Genomic DNA, 17,711 nt, shown 5'->3' with positions numbered 1-17,711 from the left:
TTAGTCCTCGTGCAAAATTAGGAAGCGCCTGGTCCGCGGAATGCTCGGTTGTTGAGCTCACGGCGGGCTTGCTCGAGTGCCACGAGATCGGCGAATAGCGAGTTGTAGGTGGCTTCATCTTCGGATGGGCGCATGCGACCCAAGCGAGCTTTAAGTTCCGCGATATGGTTTCCCACCTGCGATTCCTGCAGGCGAGAGAGCACCATATCGGCATAATCCTCCATCGAGGAACCCGTTGGCAGAATCTCTTCTACTGCTAATTCAGATACAAAGTTACGACCGGTGAGATCAAGCATTTCGCCGGCAACATTCGCGATCCATTCCACCGTTGGCTGCTGAGCACCCTTGGTAGCACCGCCTGCGGTGATAATTGCATTGCGGACAACGCGGTAAGCCTCATTGGTAAAGGCTTCCTCATCAACGCCATCGAAGTAAGCACCGGCAACACCTGGGAATTGCAGAGCCACCTTGAGAGCCTCACGTTGTGGCCACAGGTGCGTCTCCCGCGGTGATGGCGGGCGAATCATTGGCGCTGCCGTTGCCGGCGCTTGATTCGTCTTGGAATCAGACAAAATGGTGCGGCGTTGTTCTTGCTTCTTCGGCTTGTGGGTCTCAGCAAGTACTTGCTGTAAAACCTCATCCGGGTCAGGCCATCCCACCCAGCCAGCAAGGCGGCGGGCGTACTCGCGCTGTAATGGTTCATCGCGAATCTGAGCCACTACTGGGACAGCGCGGCGCAGCGCCTGTAGGCGTCCTTCAGCGGTGTCGACGCGGTATTCAGATAGAACCGACTGAATTACGAACTCAAACATCGGGATACGGTCTGCAATTAGGTCACGGACTGCGGCGTCACCGCGCTCCAGGCGCAGATCACATGGATCCATTCCTTCAGGTGCGACTGCCACGAAAGATTGGCCGGTGAACTTCTGCTCACCTTCAAAGGCACGCATAGCGGCCTTCTGCCCTGCTTCATCACCATCGAAGGTATAGATGAGCTCACCGTTAAAGTAGGAATCATCCAACATCAACCGGCGCAGCACCTGAAGGTGCGGACCACCGAATGCGGTGCCACAAGATGCCACCGCGGTGGTTACACCAGCCGCGTACATAGCCATAACATCGGTGTAGCCCTCCACCACTACTGCCTGGCGCTGCGAAGCAATCTCACGCTTAGCCAAGTCCAGACCAAAGAGCACCTTGGACTTGTTGTACAGCATGGTTTCAGGGGTGTTCATGTACTTGCCGAGCTTGTCGTCATCAAAAAGCTTACGGGCGCCAAAGCCAATAACGTTGCCGCTCAAGTCCTTAATCGGCCACAACAGACGACGATGGAAGCGATCGATAGGACCACGCTTGCCCATCTTGGAAATTCCAGCAGCTTCTAGCTCCTCGAAGCTAAAACCCTTGCGCAGCAAATGCTTAGTAGTGGTATCCCACCCCGAAGGCGCATAACCGCACTCAAACTTGTAGATAATCTCCTTGCTAAAGCCGCGATCCAGCAGGAAGTTGCGCGCTGTCGCTGCATCCGGGGTCTCTAACTGCTGGCGGTAGAACTCATGAGCAGCCTTGTTCGCCGCCACTAGACGCTGACGCGTACCAGGCTTTTCATCACGAGCACCAGTAGTGCCGCCCTGATAATTGATGTGGTAACCAATTGTTTGTGCAACCGACTCCACTGCCTCAGGAAAGGAAACCTGTTCCATTTCCATGAGGAACTTGAATACATCGCCGCCATTACCTGTGGAAAAACAGTGATAGTAACCACGTTGTGGACGAACGTGAAAAGACGGGGTCTTCTCTTCCTTAAAAGGTGACAGTCCTTTCAGACTGTCATAGCCAGCTGGCTTGAGCTGGACATATTCGCCCACGATTTCCTCAATAGGCGCGCGTTCACGGATCGCTTGAATATCGCTCTCCGGAATTCTGCCTTTTGCCATACACAGAACATTACCGTGTAACACAAAATCGAAGCAGTTGGCTGATTATTAAGACAGCCTTATTTCGTTATTAAGTCGCGCAACTGCAACAATGGTGGCTATGGCACGATCATCTGAGGAATCCGCATCAGGTAATTCAGCACCACGCAAGAAATCACTTCCTGCAATTATTGGTGGCGCTGTAGTGGTTCTGGTCGCCGGATATTTCGGCATTGACTTAACCTCCGGCGGTTCTGGGGACTCAAATTCTTCTAGTTCAGAAAGCTCTGCCGCGTCCGCTGAAGGCAAAGCAATTTCCTCGGATTCTGATACGTGCGCAATCTCCACTTTGCCTGATGAGGCACATGAGACTCGCGACGATATTGTTGCCGGTGGCCCATATGACTACCCAGAAAATGACAATCGCCATTTTGGAAATTATGAAGGCGTTTTACCTGATCATTCTTCTGATTTCTACCGCGAATACACCGTTGAAACCCCAGGCTTAGACCATCGCGGCGCACGCCGTATTGTCACCGGCGGTGGCTCCGAAACCGACCCTGAAGTGTGGTACTACACCGATGACCATTACGAATCCTTCTGTGAGATCCCTGATGCCGAATAAGCGCCGAGTTCTCATTACGGATTGCATCCACAACCGCGAAGACTTCTTCCACGCGATGGACAAGGTACGTTGTGACTCTGACGTTCCCAGCCCGCGCAATCTAGATGCGCTCGCAGACTTCCTAGTTGACGCCGGCATTGACCGCATCACCTGCGCTAATTGGGGCATGAATGAAGCGGATGCGACCGCCATCATCACTGTTTTGTCCGATATCGGCGTGAAATTATTTCGATAATTTCACGGTAAATTCCTTATGATTTAAATGATCTTTGGGCAATTAGGTGTTACCGAGGACTACCCGAGGTATCCCGAAAACTCCGCCGACGCACGGGCTACGCGTTCGAGGCGGGATTCGGTCATTGAAGCGATTTGGTCGATGATAACGCGTTGGCGCTCAGCGGGGGTTTCGGCTTGCTCCCACCACATGCGAAACATGGCATCGAGGGTGCCCGGCGCGCCGGCGGTGAGGTAGTCGAAGACGCGGTACACGCGTTCGCGTTGGCGGTCCTGGCGGCGTAGATGCGCAGGCGTATCCATGACGTAGAGAACCGCGATGGTTTTTAACAGGCGCACTTCGGCTTCCGCGGCGGGTGGGACGATGAGGTGGCCGTGTTGGCGGCCGAGTGTCGCCCCGGATTCTTTGGTGGCGGCGACGGTTGCGCCGACGTAGCGGCCGACTAGTTCGGAGGTCATCTTCTTAAGTTCAACGTAGCTTTTTAAGGTGTAGTCAAACTTGTGGTGAGAGACGATGGGTAGTTGGCGGAGGGAATCGGCGGCATCGAGAAGCTCTTCTGCTGTTCCACCAAAAGCCTTCGCGCCCTTATCTGCCAGGTTGGCCAGTTCCACTAAGTCCCACAGCACGTTGAGGGAGATACGCCCGGAGACAATGCCATCTTCCACGTCATGGACGGAATAGGCGATGTCATCAGACCAGTCCATGGCTTGTGCCTCCATGGAGGGACGGTCATCATCGTGGCCCTCACGCAGCCAGGTGAGGAGATGCGCGTCCTCATCATAAGCACCGTACTTACGGTTAATAGAGCCATCCGCGTTGGTCTTGGCCTTTGGGTACTTACAGGCGGCATCAAGAGCCGCGCGGGTAAGATTCAAACCCATTGACTCACCGTTGTCATTGATGATTTTCGGCTCCAAGCGGGTGAGGATGCGCAAGGTCTGCGCGTTGCCTTCAAAGCCACCGCATTCAGTAGCGACATCATTGAGCGCGTTTTCACCATTGTGGCCATAAGGTGGATGCCCAATATCGTGAGTAAGCCCGGCCATCTCACACAGGTCGGCGTTAAGGCCCAATCCCTCACCAATGCCGCGGGCGATCTGCGCGACTTCTAGCGAGTGTGTCAGACGCGTGCGCGGGGTATCACCATCTTGTGGGCCCACCACTTGAGTTTTATCTGCTAGCCGGCGCAGCGCTGCCGAGTGCAGGACACGCGCACGGTCACGAGAGAACGCGCCTCTTTGGTCTACTTCCGAAGACACAAAAGTAGAGCCCTTCGGGGACTCATCAAAAATCCGGGCGGTATCAGCAGCGTTATAGGAATACATTGGCTCTTATTCTATGCCGTTATCCCTGCTGGTGTTTGCACTGTCCGACGAGTTTTTCCGAATCAAACCGTGGCGCGTTTTAAACCGCGGGCGAATAATCGCCTCCACGTTATACAGCCATCCGCGAATTTTCTCCCCCGCTTTCTTTCCGAACAGTCCGGTCAGCTCGGCCACCACGAGCCCACCGGCCTCATGGGCAAGTCCACCCCACCATTCTTTTTGTGGGAAGCAATACGGGCAGTTGCGCGCACCCTTGACCGTTGGGCTCCACCCCAGCTGCTTTGCAATCAACTTCGCGCGCACCGTGTGGAGTGGGTCGGTTATGAGATACGAGGGGTACCGAAAAGCACTGCGTGCTCTTGCAACACTGCCTCCAACGAACCGACCGTGTCATTACCCTCCGGCACCTCATGCACCTGCGACTCGGTGATGCCGCGGTCAACGAGATACGTCCTAGCCACCTGGGCCTCTGTAAACCTATCCCCCGGCATATTCGCACCCAAGGTAAAGAACTGCACATCCTTGGCCGAGTGTTCGGCTGCGGTGGCTATCGACTCATCCAACCGCGCCGCAAGCACCTTTGATGCCCGGCCATCATATTGCGAAGCACCCAAGACCACGATTGCCATATCCATAGAAATCCAGAGTACGTGCTGCGGCGCTGCAGGTGTGGGCTAAAACGAACGAGTCGGCGTGAGCTCACCATTGTGAGCACTCACGCCGACTTCTTGTACTTCTGGTTAGTTATTACCAGAGGAGACGGAAGGCTTCTTCTTTAAGCTACGGGCAGCGGAACCTTTAGTCACATATCGCCCAGTTACGGCACTACGACGAACTGCTCCGGAGACGCGATAAACGTCTTCACCGATCTGTTGGAAATAGCGGGCTTGCTTTTTCTCAGTCATGGTTTTGCCTCCTTTGATTACCACTAAGCCTACGCCTCATCATCCGAATAAACACTCTTATAAAGACGAAAAGCCCATTCGTTGGCAATTTCGCCCACGACATCAGCCCAAATCTCTGAGTCCCCTTCATACCCTTGCTGTTCTATGGGAAGTCCCACCGTAATTACTGCACTTGAAACCATAGGCAGTTGAGGATGGGCCACTGGCAATGGAAACGCAACCACCGATTTCCACCGGCGAGTCGGATGTTGCGTTAAATCCCTTACAACCTGGTCGTCCTTTGCCAACGCCTGCCCAGCTATCCAGGGACTATCATGGCCAGTCTGAACGACTCTCAAGGCGTCTAGAGTTCGATACGTTCTATCTTGAGATGCCCACCTGACAAGTCCCCCATCTCCATTGGATAGCCAAATTGTTAAGTCTAGTTTCTCAACGTTAAAAACCTGCTTGAGCATTTCGGTGTTCTTTGAAAGCTCATGAACATACTGGGCTTGTAGCTCGTCAAAGTTCCTCACGTGTGCTTCCCAAATGAGTCTGCACCGTTCTTGGGGCGAGATGTAGTCATCCCGCTTTACATAATCGAGCTCCCGAATAATCTGGGCTGCGTCCGTATGGTCTTGCATAAGAACAGGGTGAAGACCTATTGCACTCCATTGGTTGCTCAATGCCCGCTCTAACTTTTCGAATCCCGTTTTCGATACATCGAAGCCTTCCCTCGCAAGCAAAACAAAGGCTTTGTGATTCTTCGGGTTGTTCTTGAGCGCTGCGTGTAACCATTGACGGAGATCGGGATCACGATAAGACGTACCTGCGATTATTAGTGACCCCTTAGAAACTGCAGAATTTAGAAAATTCACCTGCCACGAATCTTGTTGCTCAATTAAGGTGGTGAAATCATTAAGTGTGAGCACTACGTCTTCAGTTCTGTCAGGAGTGATAATGCCATGAAGGTGATGGACAGAATGTTGACCTATACGCTCGGCGCTATTTGTTACCGAATTAGGCTCACCGTCCGTCTCAATTTCCAGCACTGACTCCAGAAGCACGTCGAAGTTGAGTGTGACAAGGCTACTACTGTCTTGCCGTTCAAGATAATGACCGACTGCCGCTAGGTGTAGCGGTGAAGGGCTCAGTGAATTAAGAGGTTTCACGCCCGTATATAGCGCGTCACGAAGCTGTTGGCCCCATTCGAGTTCGCCGCCTGTCCTTGCTGCTTCTACCGCAATTATTGGATCTTGGCGTTTTAGCAGGAGCTCAGCCGAGTCTTCATCGACAGACCCGCTACTCACCAAAAGCCTGATTGCGAAGTCGTCCCAGCTAGGAAGGCCAGAAGTTATTGAAGCACCCGCCCCAAGCAAAATCGTCGAATGCTTCTCCACCCCAGAGTCACGAAATTGTCCCATTGTCTCGGCAGTTATATCAGGGGCGCTCATAAGATTTATATTGCCACGAAAACTAGTAAGCCGGTGCTTAACCTTTAATGTTCCAACTTCAGTTGACGAAGTTCCCGGTTAACCCCTGCTCCAATTTTCGCATCCCAGTTTTATCCTGCATCGCGCGAGCTCTAAAACACATCGGTAGGATTGGCGTTTATGAACAAGCGAGTGCGTATTGGCCATATCCTGTGTACCGGTCTCTTTGCCACAGCCCTAGGTGGTGCGGCTGCGGCGCCCGCGGTGGCAGCCACCGTGGATTATGTAGCCCAAGCACCGAGTGCAATCTCCGACCGCGTTACTGACTCCGCTGATGTGTTGAGCGACGCTGAGGAATCAGAGATCACTGAGAAAATCACGCAGCTGCAGCAAGAAGAGCAGCTGATGATCCACGTGGTGTTTACCACCGACATGGACGGCATGAGCGCTGAGGAATATGCCGGCGCGCTCGTAGATGAAAAGGGCCCGAACTCCGCGGCCTATGTTGTGAACACCGAGCAATGCCAGATGGGCGTGCAGACCGGTGACCAATGGCCGCAGGGCAAGTTGGATGAGATGTATGACGCGGCCTATGGTCCTTTAGCTACTGATGACTGGGCGGGCTCAGCCAACGCACTGGTTGATGCTGCCTTGGGATCAGGTAGTGCTAGTGGCTCTGGCGCCAGCGGTGCTTGGCTGGCTGGTGCCGGCGGCGCCGTGGCTGTTGCCGGCGGCGGGATCTGGATGTACACCCGTAAGCGCTCCAAGAAGGAATCCGCTGCGGTGTTAGAAGATGCCCGCGAGATTGAGCCAACTGATATCCGTCGTCTTAACTCCTTGGACTTGGAGACTCTCGATGCATTGGCACATGAGGAGCTGGTGAGCACCGATGAGTCCATTCGCCGTGGCAAGGAAGAACTAGACATCGCCATGGCTGAGTTCGGTCCGGAGCGCACCCGCTCCTTTACCCGCGCGATGAACCAATCCACCACCACGCTGCAAAAGGCCTTTGGCATTCGCCAGCGCCTCGATGACTCCATTCCGGAATCCCCGGAGCAGCGCCGTGAGATGCTGGTGGAAATCATCTCTTCTTGTGGCCAGGCCGATGATGCCCTGGATTCCCAAGCCGCTGAGTTCGCGGAGATGCGCAACCTGTTGATTAATGCTTCCTCCAAGCTGGATGAACTAACCCAGCGCACCATCGACGTGCGGGCGCGTTTGCCGAAGGCTGAGGAAACTCTGGCCGCCTTGCGGGCGGAGTTCAATGAGGAGATGCTGCAGTCTGTTGATGACAACGTGCAGATTGCATCCGCTTCCCTGGATGAAGCGGAGAAGTCTTTGTCCGCAGCGCGTGAGATTGAAGCCCGTCCAGCTGGACAGCAGGGCGGACTGGTGGCGCACATTCGCGATGCTGAGCACGCTTTGGAAGTCTCCGACCGCAATCTGGCCGGTGTAGAAAATGCCCGCACGAATATCTCCGAAGCCAAGGCTGGGCTGCCCGCTCTCATCGAAGAAGTTGAAGGCGAAATCCAAGAGGCTGGCCAGATTAAGCAGCAGGGACGTTCCCAAGGCACTGATGCTGACTGGGCAGCTTTAGATGAGGTTGTTGCCCGCGCGCAGCAAGCCGTTGATGCTGCCAAAGCTGAAGGTTCTATGGACCCACTGGGCCAGCACACGGCGCTTATCACCATCGATACGGAACTAGATGAGCAACTAGACACCGTGCGTGAGCAGACCTCCACGCACGCGCGCCAGCTGGAGATGTTTGCCAAGCAGATTCAATCCGCCGGCACACAAATCCAGGCAGCCGAGGATGTTATTTCTTCCCGCGGCCGCATTGTGGGCTCCGGCGCGCGTACCGCTTTAGCTGATGCCAAGCACTTGCACGCCCAGGCGCTGAACTCCCGAGACCGCGATATCCGCGCCGCACTCGATTACGCGCGGCAGTCCACCAACGCCGCCAAAATTGCTGCTGACCGTGCACGCGATGACTACAACAACTACCGCCGCCAGCAGCAGCGCCGCCAAGCATCCAACGTGGCGGGCAATGTCATCACCGGCATGGTCATCGGCCAAGTCCTCGGTGGCGGTGGCCGCAGTGGCGGCGGCGGATTTGGTGGCGGCTTCGGCGGCGGTGGCTTCGGAGGAGGCGGTGGCGGCGGCTTCCGTGGTGGTTCCTTCTAGCTTATAGGCGGTCACGTGTCACGTGACCGCTAAATTTCAATGTTCTTCTGAATGCCCGGCCCATCAATGAGCACGCAGCCATAAGAAAGGAAGATGGCGTCGAAGAATGGAATCTCTTCGGCCGTGGCAGATGCTGCTGTCACCGTCACCGAGCCATCACCACGCGGGCGGGTGCGTAGGACCGGGCCCTGGTCGTGGGAGATCAGGCGCTCTCGGCGAAAAGGATTGACCCTCTGCAGCTTGTAGCGCTTGTGGTCACAGTCCGCGGTGAGAATGTTGACGGTAAAAGACATCTGCCCCATCGTGTACAGATTGCCCTTGGATGAGGTTGCGCGCAGCCGAAAGCGAGGCGCACCGATGTTGTGCTCAATGAGTAGATTTTGCCGCGCCACAGAAATAACGTCCGCGCGCACATGAGCTAGAACATGATCACTCGAGTCTCGAAGAACGTTGTCTTTCCAACGCCACACTTCTCCACTGAGATCAATATGGGTATTAAAAATTCCTGCTTTATCGGCCACAGCTCATAAGCTTAAAGTAGGAAAGCAACCACCGCGACCGCAGAAGCCAACGCCAAGGTTGCAATCATCGCAACCGAAGAAGTCTTTAACTTATTTTCCAGAATTAAACGCGCGAACCAGGACAAAGCCACAATTTCCTCAGTGGAAAGCTCCACCTTGCCCTCGTGCATAAATTCCAAATTACTCGCGCGCACGCCATTGTTTTTGCCGCTAAACTGCGCCACAAAGTTGTCATTGACATCATCAATGATCCAGTCATTGGACTGCTCATTGGTCACGGTAAACGTGCGGCCATCAAGCGAGACATCCAGCTTTTTATCACGCGCCAGATTACCGGTAATGCGAAAGACGCGATCATCAGCGGTAGTAGCAGAAGCACCCAGCTTCTGATCCACGCTCAAGCGCCAGAAATCGCCGTCAATATCAGCTGAGCCCGAAGAGAAAGTGCCTAGGGTCTCCGGTCCATCTTCTTTGAGAAGTTTCGGATTGCCACGGTCACTGCGGTCCCAGCTGGTGTATTTCATGATTACACAGTCTAATGCGCTTGCTGCTTCCAACGGTAGTCATTTCACATGGAAGTGGGCAATCTCTTTAAAACAACGCAGACGAAGCTGGCGCTGGGCTAACAGTTGGCGAATCTTTCGAGGTCTTCCGGTGCACCCGCGATAATGACTTGGTCACTTGCGGCCAAGACATGGCCTGCTTTCCACGGCATCCACGTACTACCCTCGCTTTTCACAGAAATTGCTCGGACATTGAACTTCGCCCACAGCCGTTCCAGTTCAACCGCCTTGCCAACAAGCTTATTCGGTGGGGAGAGTTTGATCATTCCGTAGTCTTCATCGAACTGCGCAAAATCACTGAAACGGCCATTGAGCAAGTGAGCTACGCGCCTACCCGTGTCACGTTCTGGTCGCACAACTTGGTGCACACCAATCTGAGTCAGAATCTTGGCGTGTGCATCAGAATCGGCTTTCGCCCAAATATTCTTCACGCCCAAGTCCACCAAATTCGAAGCCGTGAGGATTGAAGATTCCAGGTCCGACCCAATTCCCAGAACAACTCTTTCAACCTCATGAACACCAAACTGAATGAGAGTTTCACGGTCTGTCGTATCACCAATAGCAGAATCAGTGAGAAAGCCGGAGCATTCCTGAACCGGGCGGGCATCAGAATCCATGCCCAGCACCTCCGCACCATGCCATGTGAGTTCCTCAGCGAGGGATGCACCAAAGCGGCCCAATCCCAGCACTACAACTGGAGAGATTTCAATTCGACCGCGAATGCGGCCAAGCGCGTTAGCCAATGAAGGGCCTTTCCTCTGGGTATTCAAAACGCCGGGCTGAGTGCTGCGCCGCCAGCGCAACGACTAGTGTTACCGGACCAATTCGGCCAATGTACATCAAAAAGCACAGCACTATTTGGCTAGGTGCGCTGAGATCTGCAGTGATACCTGTGGAAAGTCCCACGGTAGCAAAAGCTGAAATCACTTCAAAGGTGATTGCCTCACCGCTAAAGCCTGGCTCTAGAAGCCGAATGATCACGACGCACGACACCACTAGAACCACGCTGATAGAAGCAACCGTGAGTGCCTGACGGACAACAGACGAGTTAATGGTTCGGTGCGCAATTGTTACATGGTTATGTCCGCGAATCTCAGCGATAATCGCTGCGAGAAGTACTGCTGCGGTGGTTATCTTGATGCCACCGGCAGTACCTGCCGAACCACCACCGATAAACATGAGCAAGCCGGTGGCCATGAGCGTCACCGGCTGCACCTCGCCAAAATCCACTGAGTTGAATCCGGCGGTACGCGGTGTAACACCTTGGAAGAATGCACCAAGCAGCTTCGTTCCTAGCGGCTGTCCGGCCAGAGTGTTATTCCATTCCAACGCTCCCACCACAAGGACGCCCGCAGCGATGAGCATTGCAGTACCAACGAGGGTTATTTTGGTGGATACTGAGAATTTTCGCGGATGGCCAAGATTGCCGTGAGTCAACCGAAAGCGGAGCTTATCCCACATCTCTGCAACTACTGGGTAACCAAGACCGCCGATAATCAAGGCACAAGCCAAGGGAAGAATAATCCAACCGTCGCCGACATAGGGCACCAAACTGTCGCTGCGCAGCCCGAACCCTGCATTATTAAATGCCGAAATCGCGTGGAAAAGACCTTCCCACGCTGCACGCAATGCTGGCATGTCGTAAAAGGTGGCGAATCTAATTGCTGTCACCAGCGCCACAACGAACTCGCAAATGACGGTGATTGCCAGTGCCGCGATCACTGTACGCGCTACATCGCCAGTTCCAAGCGTCCTATTTTCGGCCTGGTTGTACCGCCGTGAGCGCAGACCGATACGACCGGTCAACAGCATGCCCGCGAGAGAACTCACGCTCATGATTCCAAAGCCACCGATTTGGATGAGAGTAAGCACTGTTGCTTGTCCCAGTCCGCTCCAGTGTGTGCCCGTATCCACGACCGCCAGTCCGGTCACCGTCACTGCCGATGTCACGGTGAACATGGCGGGTAAGAGGTCTGTGGGTTCACCGCTGGTGGTGGATATCGGCAAGCAAAGCACCACAGTGCCAATCGCTATGACACCAAGAAACCCCAGGGCAACGGCCTGAGCCGGAGTAAGTCTTGTGAAAAGACTGCGTCTTCGCGGCCTTTCATCGAGATCGAATCTAGTTTCCATCGGGATGATGCTAGCACCATCACCGCCAAGCAGTTATTCCAGTAGATGAGATAAACATCATAGCCCACGCATGACAAAGCCCCTTGAGGGGCATTGGCGCTGGATGTTAATCCAACCAACGCTTACCCCACAAGAGGCTTATGCGCTTGTGCGAGCTTAGAAACTAGCAGCCGGCGAGGCGGGCAGCCAGGTAGGTTTCGAGCTCGTCGAGCTTGACGCGCTCCTGCTCCATGGAGTCACGCTCACGCACGGTAACCGCGTTGTCCTCGAGGGAATCGAAGTCATAGGTCACGCAGAATGGGGTACCGATTTCATCCTGTCGGCGGTAGCGGCGGCCAATGGCACCAGAGACGTCGTAGTCGATGTTCCACAGTCCACGCAGCTTATCTGCCAGTGCCTTCGCTGGGGTGGACAGTTCTTCCTTCTTAGACAGTGGAAGAACCGCAACCTTGACTGGGGACAGACGGCGGTCCAGCTTCAGAACCACGCGGGTGTCAGTGCCACCCTTGGAGTTAGGAGCTTCTTCCTCGGTGTAAGCGTCCACCAGGAATGCCATCATGGAACGGCCAAGGCCGGCAGCCGGCTCAATGGTGTAAGGAACCCAGCGCTCTTCAGCGGTCTGGTCGTAGTAGGACAGGTCCTCACCAGAGCCCTCAGAGTGCACGCGCAGGTCATAATCCGTACGGTTTGCAACACCTTCGAGCTCGCCCCACTTGGAGCCAGCGAAACCGAATGCGTACTCCACGTCAACGGTGCGCTTGGAGTAATGCGACAGCTTTTCCTTCGGGTGCTCATACAGACGCAGGTTGTCTGGGTTCACGCCCAGATCGATGTACCACTGAAGGCGGTTATCAATCCAGTACTGGTGCCATTCTTCATCCTCACCAGGCTTGACGAAGAACTCCATCTCCATCTGCTCAAACTCACGGGTACGGAAGATGAAGTTACCCGGGGTGATCTCATTACGGAAAGACTTACCAATGTTGGCAATACCAAATGGTGGCTTCTGACGCGCAGAGGTCATCACGTTCTTGAAGTTAACGAAGATGCCCTGAGCGGTCTCTGGGCGCAGGTAGTGCAAGCCCTCTTCATCATCCACTGGACCCAGGAAGGTCTTGAGCAGACCGGAGAATGCCTTTGGCTCAGTCCAGTTACCTGGCTGGCCGGTCTCAGGATCGTTGATGTCTGCCAAGCCGTTGACTGGTGGATGACCATGCTTTTCCTCATAAGCTTCAAGCAGGTGGTCTGCACGGTAGCGCTTGTGGGTGTGCAAAGACTCCACCAGTGGGTCGGTGAAGACCTCAACGTGGCCGGAAGAAACCCAGGTCTGGGTTGGCTGAATAATTGATGTATCAATACCAACGACGTCGTCGCGGGACTGCACCATGTGGCGCCACCACTGGCGCTTGATGTTTTCCTTCAGTTCCACGCCCAGCGGACCGTAGTCCCATGCTGAGCGGGAGCCGCCGTAGATTTCGCCTGCCTGGTACACCAGGCCACGACGCTTACAAAGGTTTACGACGGATTCGATCACTGACGCCATGATTAAAGAAGACTCCTCTGGTAGGGGACAGCCGATGATTATAGTGCGGCCATTCTATCCTGGAGAAGAAATTCATGCGGAACTGGGTTCAGATTACTTCTATGTCACGGCAACAAAATTGATAGACTCACAACCATGACCCTTCATTCCGCAAGCTCAAACACCCCCAAGCTTGGCATGCGTACCACTAAACAGCGCACTGCGGTTGTTGAAGTAATGCAAGATATTGACCGTTTCCTATCGGCCAAAGAAATTCACACTGCGCTTCAAGAACGTGAGGCCAAAGTTGGACTCACCACCGTCTACCGCACTCTGCAATCCTTAGTTGATATTCACGCCGTAGATGCCCTGCACTCCCCTACAGGCGAAACCCTCTACCGCCACTGCGAAACCGATTCCCACCACCATCACCTGGTGTGCACCAAGTGCGGCCGCACCGAAGAAATCGACGGCGGCCCCATCGAAGAATGGGCTCGCACCGTCGCGGATACCTATGGTTTCCAGCTCACTGGCCATGATGCCGAAGTCTTCGGAATCTGCACCAAATGCCAGGAAAAGGCCTAGCTAAGCAAAGACTGCATTTTGTTGAGTGCTCACCTAGGTACGGCAACGTAAAAAGTGCGCTCAGCCGCACTTTTTACGCGAAGAGAAGCCCCAGCAGGAAGGTGATTCCTGCGGCGCCGAGGCCGATGACCATTTGGCGCAGGGCACGGAATAGTGGTGGCTTGCCAGAAATAAGTCCGGTGATGCCGCCGGTCATCATCAGTGCGAGTGATACCAGCACGATGGTAACAATTGCGCCTGGCGTGACGTCCATGCCGAAGATGAACGGGATGATAGGAATCAGTGCGCCGGTGGCGAAGAAGCAGAAGCTTGATAGCGCTGCTGACCAGGCCTCACCGATAACGCCGTGGGAGTTGTCTGCTTCTGCAGCCGAGTCTTGATGCGCGGCGCCAGCTGCTTCGGCAGGATTATGCCCGCTTGAAGGGTGGCTGGCATTCGCGCGTTCCTGCAAGGTTTGGAAGACGGTCTCCGCTTTCCTTTCAGCTTCGTCATTGCTGAGCCCACGCGCACGGTAAATCAGAGCCAGTTCATTGGCGTTGACGTCCAGTTCGCCAGCGAGCTGGGTGGCTGCTGCTGCGGGACGTGAGGCATCAAGAAGCTCATTTTGCGACTTCACGGAAACGTACTCACCTGCGGCCATGGACAATGCACCAGCCAGCAGACCGGAGACGCCGGTCAGCAAAAGCACTGAAGACTGCGCGCCGGAGCCCATCACACCAATGACCAGCGCCAAGTTCGACACCAGACCATCATTCGCGCCAAAGACTGCGGCGCGGAAGTTTCCGGAAATCTTCTCCCGACCCTGGACTGCGAGGCCGCGGACGACCTCGGCGTGCACGCGTTCATCGGCAGCCAATTGCTCCGACGCGTCATCATCATCCATATACGGCGTGCGGCTTTCCGCCGACTGCATCAGGGCGAGAGTAAAGACCGAACCGAAGTTCTTAGCCATCCACCCCATGAGCTGCGTATTCAAATCCGGCTTTTGCGGCATGCCCACAAACTCACCGAGCTTTTCCTGCCAATACTGCTCATGGCGGGACTCCGCATCCGCGAGTTTGAGCAAAATATCGCGCTCTTCGCCCTTCTTCTTGCGGGCAAGCTCGCGGTACACCGCGGCCTCAGCACGTTCATTAGCCAAATATCGGCGCCACTTAGAAATCTGCTGACGCGTTGGCTGATCCATGGCTACCATCCTTGTGGCACACTCCTTCTTCTGCGAAACTTCTAGCTGCTCACACGCACCTAAAACCCCCGCGTGAAGCGAACCTACTTGGTTCCTCCGAAGCGACGGTCCCGGCGCGCATATTCTTCAACTGCCGCGAAGAGATCCTCCGGAGTGAAATCAGGAAACAGTTTATCCTGATAAACCAATTCTGCATAGGCCGACTGCCACAGCAGGAAGTTCGAGGTGCGCTTTTCACCCGAAGGACGCAGGAATAAGTCCACGTCAGGCATAACCGGATCATAAAGGTACTGCGCGATTGTCTTCTCGGACACCGCAGATGGGCTGAGCTTTCCGGCCTTGACGTCCTCGGCCATCTTCTTGAAAGCATCGGCAAGCTCTGCGCGACCACCGTAATTAACGCACATCACCAGCGTCATCTTGGTGTTGTCCTTGGTCAGCTGCTCTGCTGCCTCCAACTCCTTGATAACGGAGCGCCACAGACGCGGGCGACGACCCGCCCACACCACGCGCACCCCGCGCTCATTGAGCCACTCGCGCTGGCGACGCAACACGTCGCGGTTAAAGCCCATCAAGAAACGAACCTCATCCGGCGAACGGCGCCAATTCTCAGTGGAAAAGGCATAGGCCGACAGGTAAGGAATCCCCAACGCCAAACACGCATCCACCACATCTAACAGCACGGCCTCGCCGCGCTTGTGGCCCTCCGTGCGCTTCATCCCGCGGTCTTGCGCCCAACGGCCATTGCCGTCCATGACTAACGCGATATGACCTGGCAGAAACTCCGCGGGGATCTGGGGCGGATTGAGTACTCGGTTCGGATCAGGGGTAATCACGTTTATTTACCTTACTTCAGTTCCTGGTCCATCACGGACAGGGCGTTAACTTTTCGCTCCAGATGCCACTGCAAGTGCGCGCGGATAAGCTGATGCGCCTCGCCTGCCTGCGCGACCGTGGCGTTGGCGGTGTGCCCGTTGGCAATAATCCACATGATGTGTAGCGTCTCTGGGTCTACTTCTGCCGCGCCTGGCGGGCGGCAATTATTACACGTTGCTCCGCCCACTGCGGGGTGGAAAGCACGGTGTGGGCCGGGATTGCCGCACTGTGCGCAGTTGAACAGGCTTGGCGCCCAGCCGGCGTGCTCCATGACTTTGAGCAAGAATGTGTCTAGCTCAAGCATAGGTTTTTCGGTGCTCTGCAGCTTGGCCAGGGTGTAGACTACCGACTCATAGAGATAGGGATCATTGTCCAGGCTGAGCCGCTCTGCTGCTTCCAACATCACACAGGCGGCGGTGTACTTGTCATAATCATCAATGATTTGCGCACCGAAGTAGTCCACAGTGTCCGCCTGGGTGATGGTTGCTAGGTTCCGGCCGGAATACAGCTGCACGTCCAAGTTGACGAAGAGTTGCAGGCGCGAGCCGAAGCGCGACTTCGCGCGACGCACACCTTTTGCCACCGCACGGACTAATCCATTGTGTTTGGTCAGCAGCACGATAACCCGGTCTGCTTCGCCGAAGTCATAGCTGCGGATTACCACCGCGCGGTCGCGAAAAGAGGGTCTAGAAGCCAAGGCGCCCCAAAGACTTCGGGTCAGACTGCCAATTCTTAAGCACCTTGATACGCAGGTCCAAGAACACGTTCTGGCCCAGCAACTGAATGACTTCCTTGCGGGCATTACCCACGATGCGGCGCAGACGGCGGCCGTCTTTGCCTTCCAGGATCTTCTTCTGTCCTGGGCGCTCCACGTAAATAATCGCGTGGACATCCAGGACATCTTCGCGGTCTTCCGATGGCAAAATCTCATCCACTTCAACCGCGACCGAGTGCGGAAGCTCATCTTTCAGACCCGACAGCGCGGCTTCACGAATCAGCTCGGAGATGCGCTTGTTGGTGTCATCATCAGTGATGTGGTCATCCGGGTAGAACTTCGGGCCTTCTGGCAATACATCAATAAGCACGCCGATGAGCTCTTCAATCTGCACGTTCTCTGTTGCCGAGACCGGGATGACTACCGCGTCAGGGTCTTCTGCTGAGAGCAGCTCATGCAGGGCAAGCAACTGCGCGCCGACCTGGTCTTTAGACGCGCGGTCCAGCTTGGTCACGATACCGATAATCGGCGTCTTCGGCGCAATCTCACGCACGTTGTCCAGAATCCAGCGGTCACCGGGGCCAATCTTTTCATCCGCCGGGATGGTCAGACCAATGACGTCAACGTCCTGGTAGGTATCTTTCACAATCTCATTGAGACGCTCACCCAGAAGCGTGCGGGGGCGGTGCAGACCTGGTGTATCCACCACAATGATCTGCGCGTCATCACGGTGCACCAGGCCACGGATTGGGTGACGCGTGGTCTCTGGCTGGTCAGCAGTAATAGCAATCTTTTGCCCCACCAGCGCATTAGTCAGCGTGGACTTGCCGGTATTTGGACGTCCTACGAAGCTGACAAAGCCGGAGCGGAAACCTGCAGGCGTGTTGGTGTACTGGCTGACATCAGCCATGGCCTCGGGATTATTGCCGCCGATAGCCGCCTCAAATGGATCTTCTGGTGAGTTATTCATTGACCTGCATCTTAGTCCGCAAACGCCCAATCCCCTAC

Annotated in this window: 19 protein-coding genes; 4 read left to right on the top strand and 15 right to left on the bottom strand. The window is 55.1% G+C overall.

Translation table 11 applies throughout. The features are described 5' to 3' along the window. Positions 1-17 precede the first annotated feature (17 nt). Positions 18-1,937: a DNA primase gene (dnaG, locus tag CCASEI_RS04655; protein WP_025387281.1), complete on the bottom strand. Its 1,920-nt coding sequence runs from the start codon at positions 1,935-1,937 to the stop codon at positions 18-20. 100 nt (positions 1,938-2,037) lie between these two features. Here dnaG and CCASEI_RS04650 point away from each other — a divergent pair, with 100 nt between their 5' ends. Both CCASEI_RS04650 and CCASEI_RS04645 read left to right on the top strand, forming a co-directional pair. Beyond that, positions 2,038-2,541 carry a ribonuclease domain-containing protein gene (locus CCASEI_RS04650; RefSeq protein WP_025387280.1) on the top strand — a complete coding sequence of 168 codons (504 nt, stop codon included), beginning with the start codon at positions 2,038-2,040 and terminating at the stop codon, positions 2,539-2,541. Then, positions 2,531-2,776: a hypothetical protein gene (locus tag CCASEI_RS04645; protein ID WP_025387279.1), complete on the top strand. Its 246-nt coding sequence runs from the start codon at positions 2,531-2,533 to the stop codon at positions 2,774-2,776. The genes CCASEI_RS04650 and CCASEI_RS04645 overlap by 11 nt, the downstream gene beginning before the upstream one ends. A gap of 59 nt (positions 2,777-2,835) precedes the next feature. Here CCASEI_RS04645 and CCASEI_RS04640 read toward each other — a convergent pair whose 3' ends face one another. The 5 genes from CCASEI_RS04640 to CCASEI_RS04630 form a co-directional block, all read right to left on the bottom strand. Continuing rightward, entirely contained in the window at positions 2,836-4,101 is a 1,266-nt protein-coding gene (locus CCASEI_RS04640; protein WP_025387278.1) for a deoxyguanosinetriphosphate triphosphohydrolase, read from the bottom strand. Positions 4,102-4,107: 6 nt separating this feature from the next. Beyond that, positions 4,108-4,404, bottom strand: coding sequence for a hypothetical protein (locus CCASEI_RS15430; RefSeq protein ID WP_225868443.1), 297 nt, complete (start codon positions 4,402-4,404; stop codon positions 4,108-4,110). 17 nt (positions 4,405-4,421) lie between these two features. Beyond that, on the bottom strand, positions 4,422-4,736 hold the full coding sequence (locus CCASEI_RS15425) for a YdcF family protein (RefSeq protein WP_051461186.1): 315 nt from the start codon (positions 4,734-4,736) through the stop codon (positions 4,422-4,424). A gap of 105 nt (positions 4,737-4,841) precedes the next feature. Continuing rightward, positions 4,842-5,006, bottom strand: a complete 165-nt coding sequence (locus tag CCASEI_RS15000; protein ID WP_155894818.1) for a hypothetical protein — start codon at positions 5,004-5,006, stop codon at positions 4,842-4,844. A 29-nt stretch (positions 5,007-5,035) separates the two neighbouring features. Further along, the gene (locus CCASEI_RS04630) at positions 5,036-6,439 is read right to left on the bottom strand and encodes an SIR2 family protein (protein WP_025387277.1); all 1,404 of its coding nucleotides are present in this window, start codon (positions 6,437-6,439) and stop codon (positions 5,036-5,038) included. A 159-nt stretch (positions 6,440-6,598) separates the two neighbouring features. On the opposite strand from CCASEI_RS04630, the gene CCASEI_RS04625 reads away from it, so the two are divergent. Continuing rightward, the gene (locus CCASEI_RS04625; RefSeq protein WP_025387276.1) at positions 6,599-8,602 is read left to right on the top strand and encodes a TPM domain-containing protein; all 2,004 of its coding nucleotides are present in this window, start codon (positions 6,599-6,601) and stop codon (positions 8,600-8,602) included. A 29-nt stretch (positions 8,603-8,631) separates the two neighbouring features. Here the strand turns inward: CCASEI_RS04625 and CCASEI_RS04620 are convergent, their stop codons facing one another. The 5 genes from CCASEI_RS04620 to CCASEI_RS04600 all read right to left on the bottom strand — a co-directional run bounded on the left by CCASEI_RS04620 (position 8,632) and on the right by CCASEI_RS04600 (position 13,362). Beyond that, positions 8,632-9,123: a hypothetical protein gene (locus CCASEI_RS04620; protein WP_025387275.1), complete on the bottom strand. Its 492-nt coding sequence runs from the start codon at positions 9,121-9,123 to the stop codon at positions 8,632-8,634. A gap of 11 nt (positions 9,124-9,134) precedes the next feature. After that, entirely contained in the window at positions 9,135-9,647 is a 513-nt protein-coding gene (locus tag CCASEI_RS04615; protein ID WP_025387274.1) for a hypothetical protein, read from the bottom strand. 98 nt (positions 9,648-9,745) lie between these two features. After that, positions 9,746-10,429 carry a potassium channel family protein gene (locus tag CCASEI_RS04610; protein WP_006822373.1) on the bottom strand — a complete coding sequence of 228 codons (684 nt, stop codon included), beginning with the start codon at positions 10,427-10,429 and terminating at the stop codon, positions 9,746-9,748. Beyond that, on the bottom strand, positions 10,422-11,819 hold the full coding sequence (locus CCASEI_RS04605) for a TrkH family potassium uptake protein (RefSeq protein ID WP_006822372.1): 1,398 nt from the start codon (positions 11,817-11,819) through the stop codon (positions 10,422-10,424). The genes CCASEI_RS04610 and CCASEI_RS04605 overlap by 8 nt, the downstream gene beginning before the upstream one ends. A gap of 163 nt (positions 11,820-11,982) precedes the next feature. Further along, entirely contained in the window at positions 11,983-13,362 is a 1,380-nt protein-coding gene (locus CCASEI_RS04600) for a glycine--tRNA ligase (protein ID WP_025387273.1), read from the bottom strand. 135 nt (positions 13,363-13,497) lie between these two features. Between CCASEI_RS04600 and CCASEI_RS04595 the strand changes: the two genes are divergently transcribed. Beyond that, positions 13,498-13,926 (top strand): Fur family transcriptional regulator, encoded by a 429-nt coding sequence (locus tag CCASEI_RS04595; protein ID WP_006822370.1) that lies wholly within the window; start codon positions 13,498-13,500, stop codon positions 13,924-13,926. Positions 13,927-13,999: 73 nt separating this feature from the next. Here CCASEI_RS04595 and CCASEI_RS04590 read toward each other — a convergent pair whose 3' ends face one another. From CCASEI_RS04590 to era, 4 genes are all read right to left on the bottom strand, one after another. Further along, positions 14,000-15,112 carry a VIT1/CCC1 transporter family protein gene (locus CCASEI_RS04590; RefSeq protein WP_006822369.1) on the bottom strand — a complete coding sequence of 371 codons (1,113 nt, stop codon included), beginning with the start codon at positions 15,110-15,112 and terminating at the stop codon, positions 14,000-14,002. Positions 15,113-15,195: 83 nt separating this feature from the next. Then, positions 15,196-15,948, bottom strand: a complete 753-nt coding sequence (locus CCASEI_RS04585) for an isoprenyl transferase (protein ID WP_006822368.1) — start codon at positions 15,946-15,948, stop codon at positions 15,196-15,198. An 11-nt stretch (positions 15,949-15,959) separates the two neighbouring features. Beyond that, positions 15,960-16,685, bottom strand: a complete 726-nt coding sequence (gene recO, locus CCASEI_RS04580) for a DNA repair protein RecO (protein WP_025387271.1) — start codon at positions 16,683-16,685, stop codon at positions 15,960-15,962. Continuing rightward, positions 16,675-17,673: a GTPase Era gene (gene era / locus CCASEI_RS04575; RefSeq protein WP_006822366.1), complete on the bottom strand. Its 999-nt coding sequence runs from the start codon at positions 17,671-17,673 to the stop codon at positions 16,675-16,677. The genes recO and era overlap by 11 nt, the downstream gene beginning before the upstream one ends. Between the last annotated feature and the right edge of the window lie 38 nt (positions 17,674-17,711).

Origin of the sequence: Corynebacterium casei LMG S-19264 (assembly GCF_000550785.1) — a bacterium.
In the GTDB taxonomy this organism is placed as follows: domain Bacteria; phylum Actinomycetota; class Actinomycetes; order Mycobacteriales; family Mycobacteriaceae; genus Corynebacterium; species Corynebacterium casei.
The sequence above is the reverse complement of the archived record's forward strand: the minus strand, read 5'-3'. Positions and strand labels throughout refer to the sequence as shown.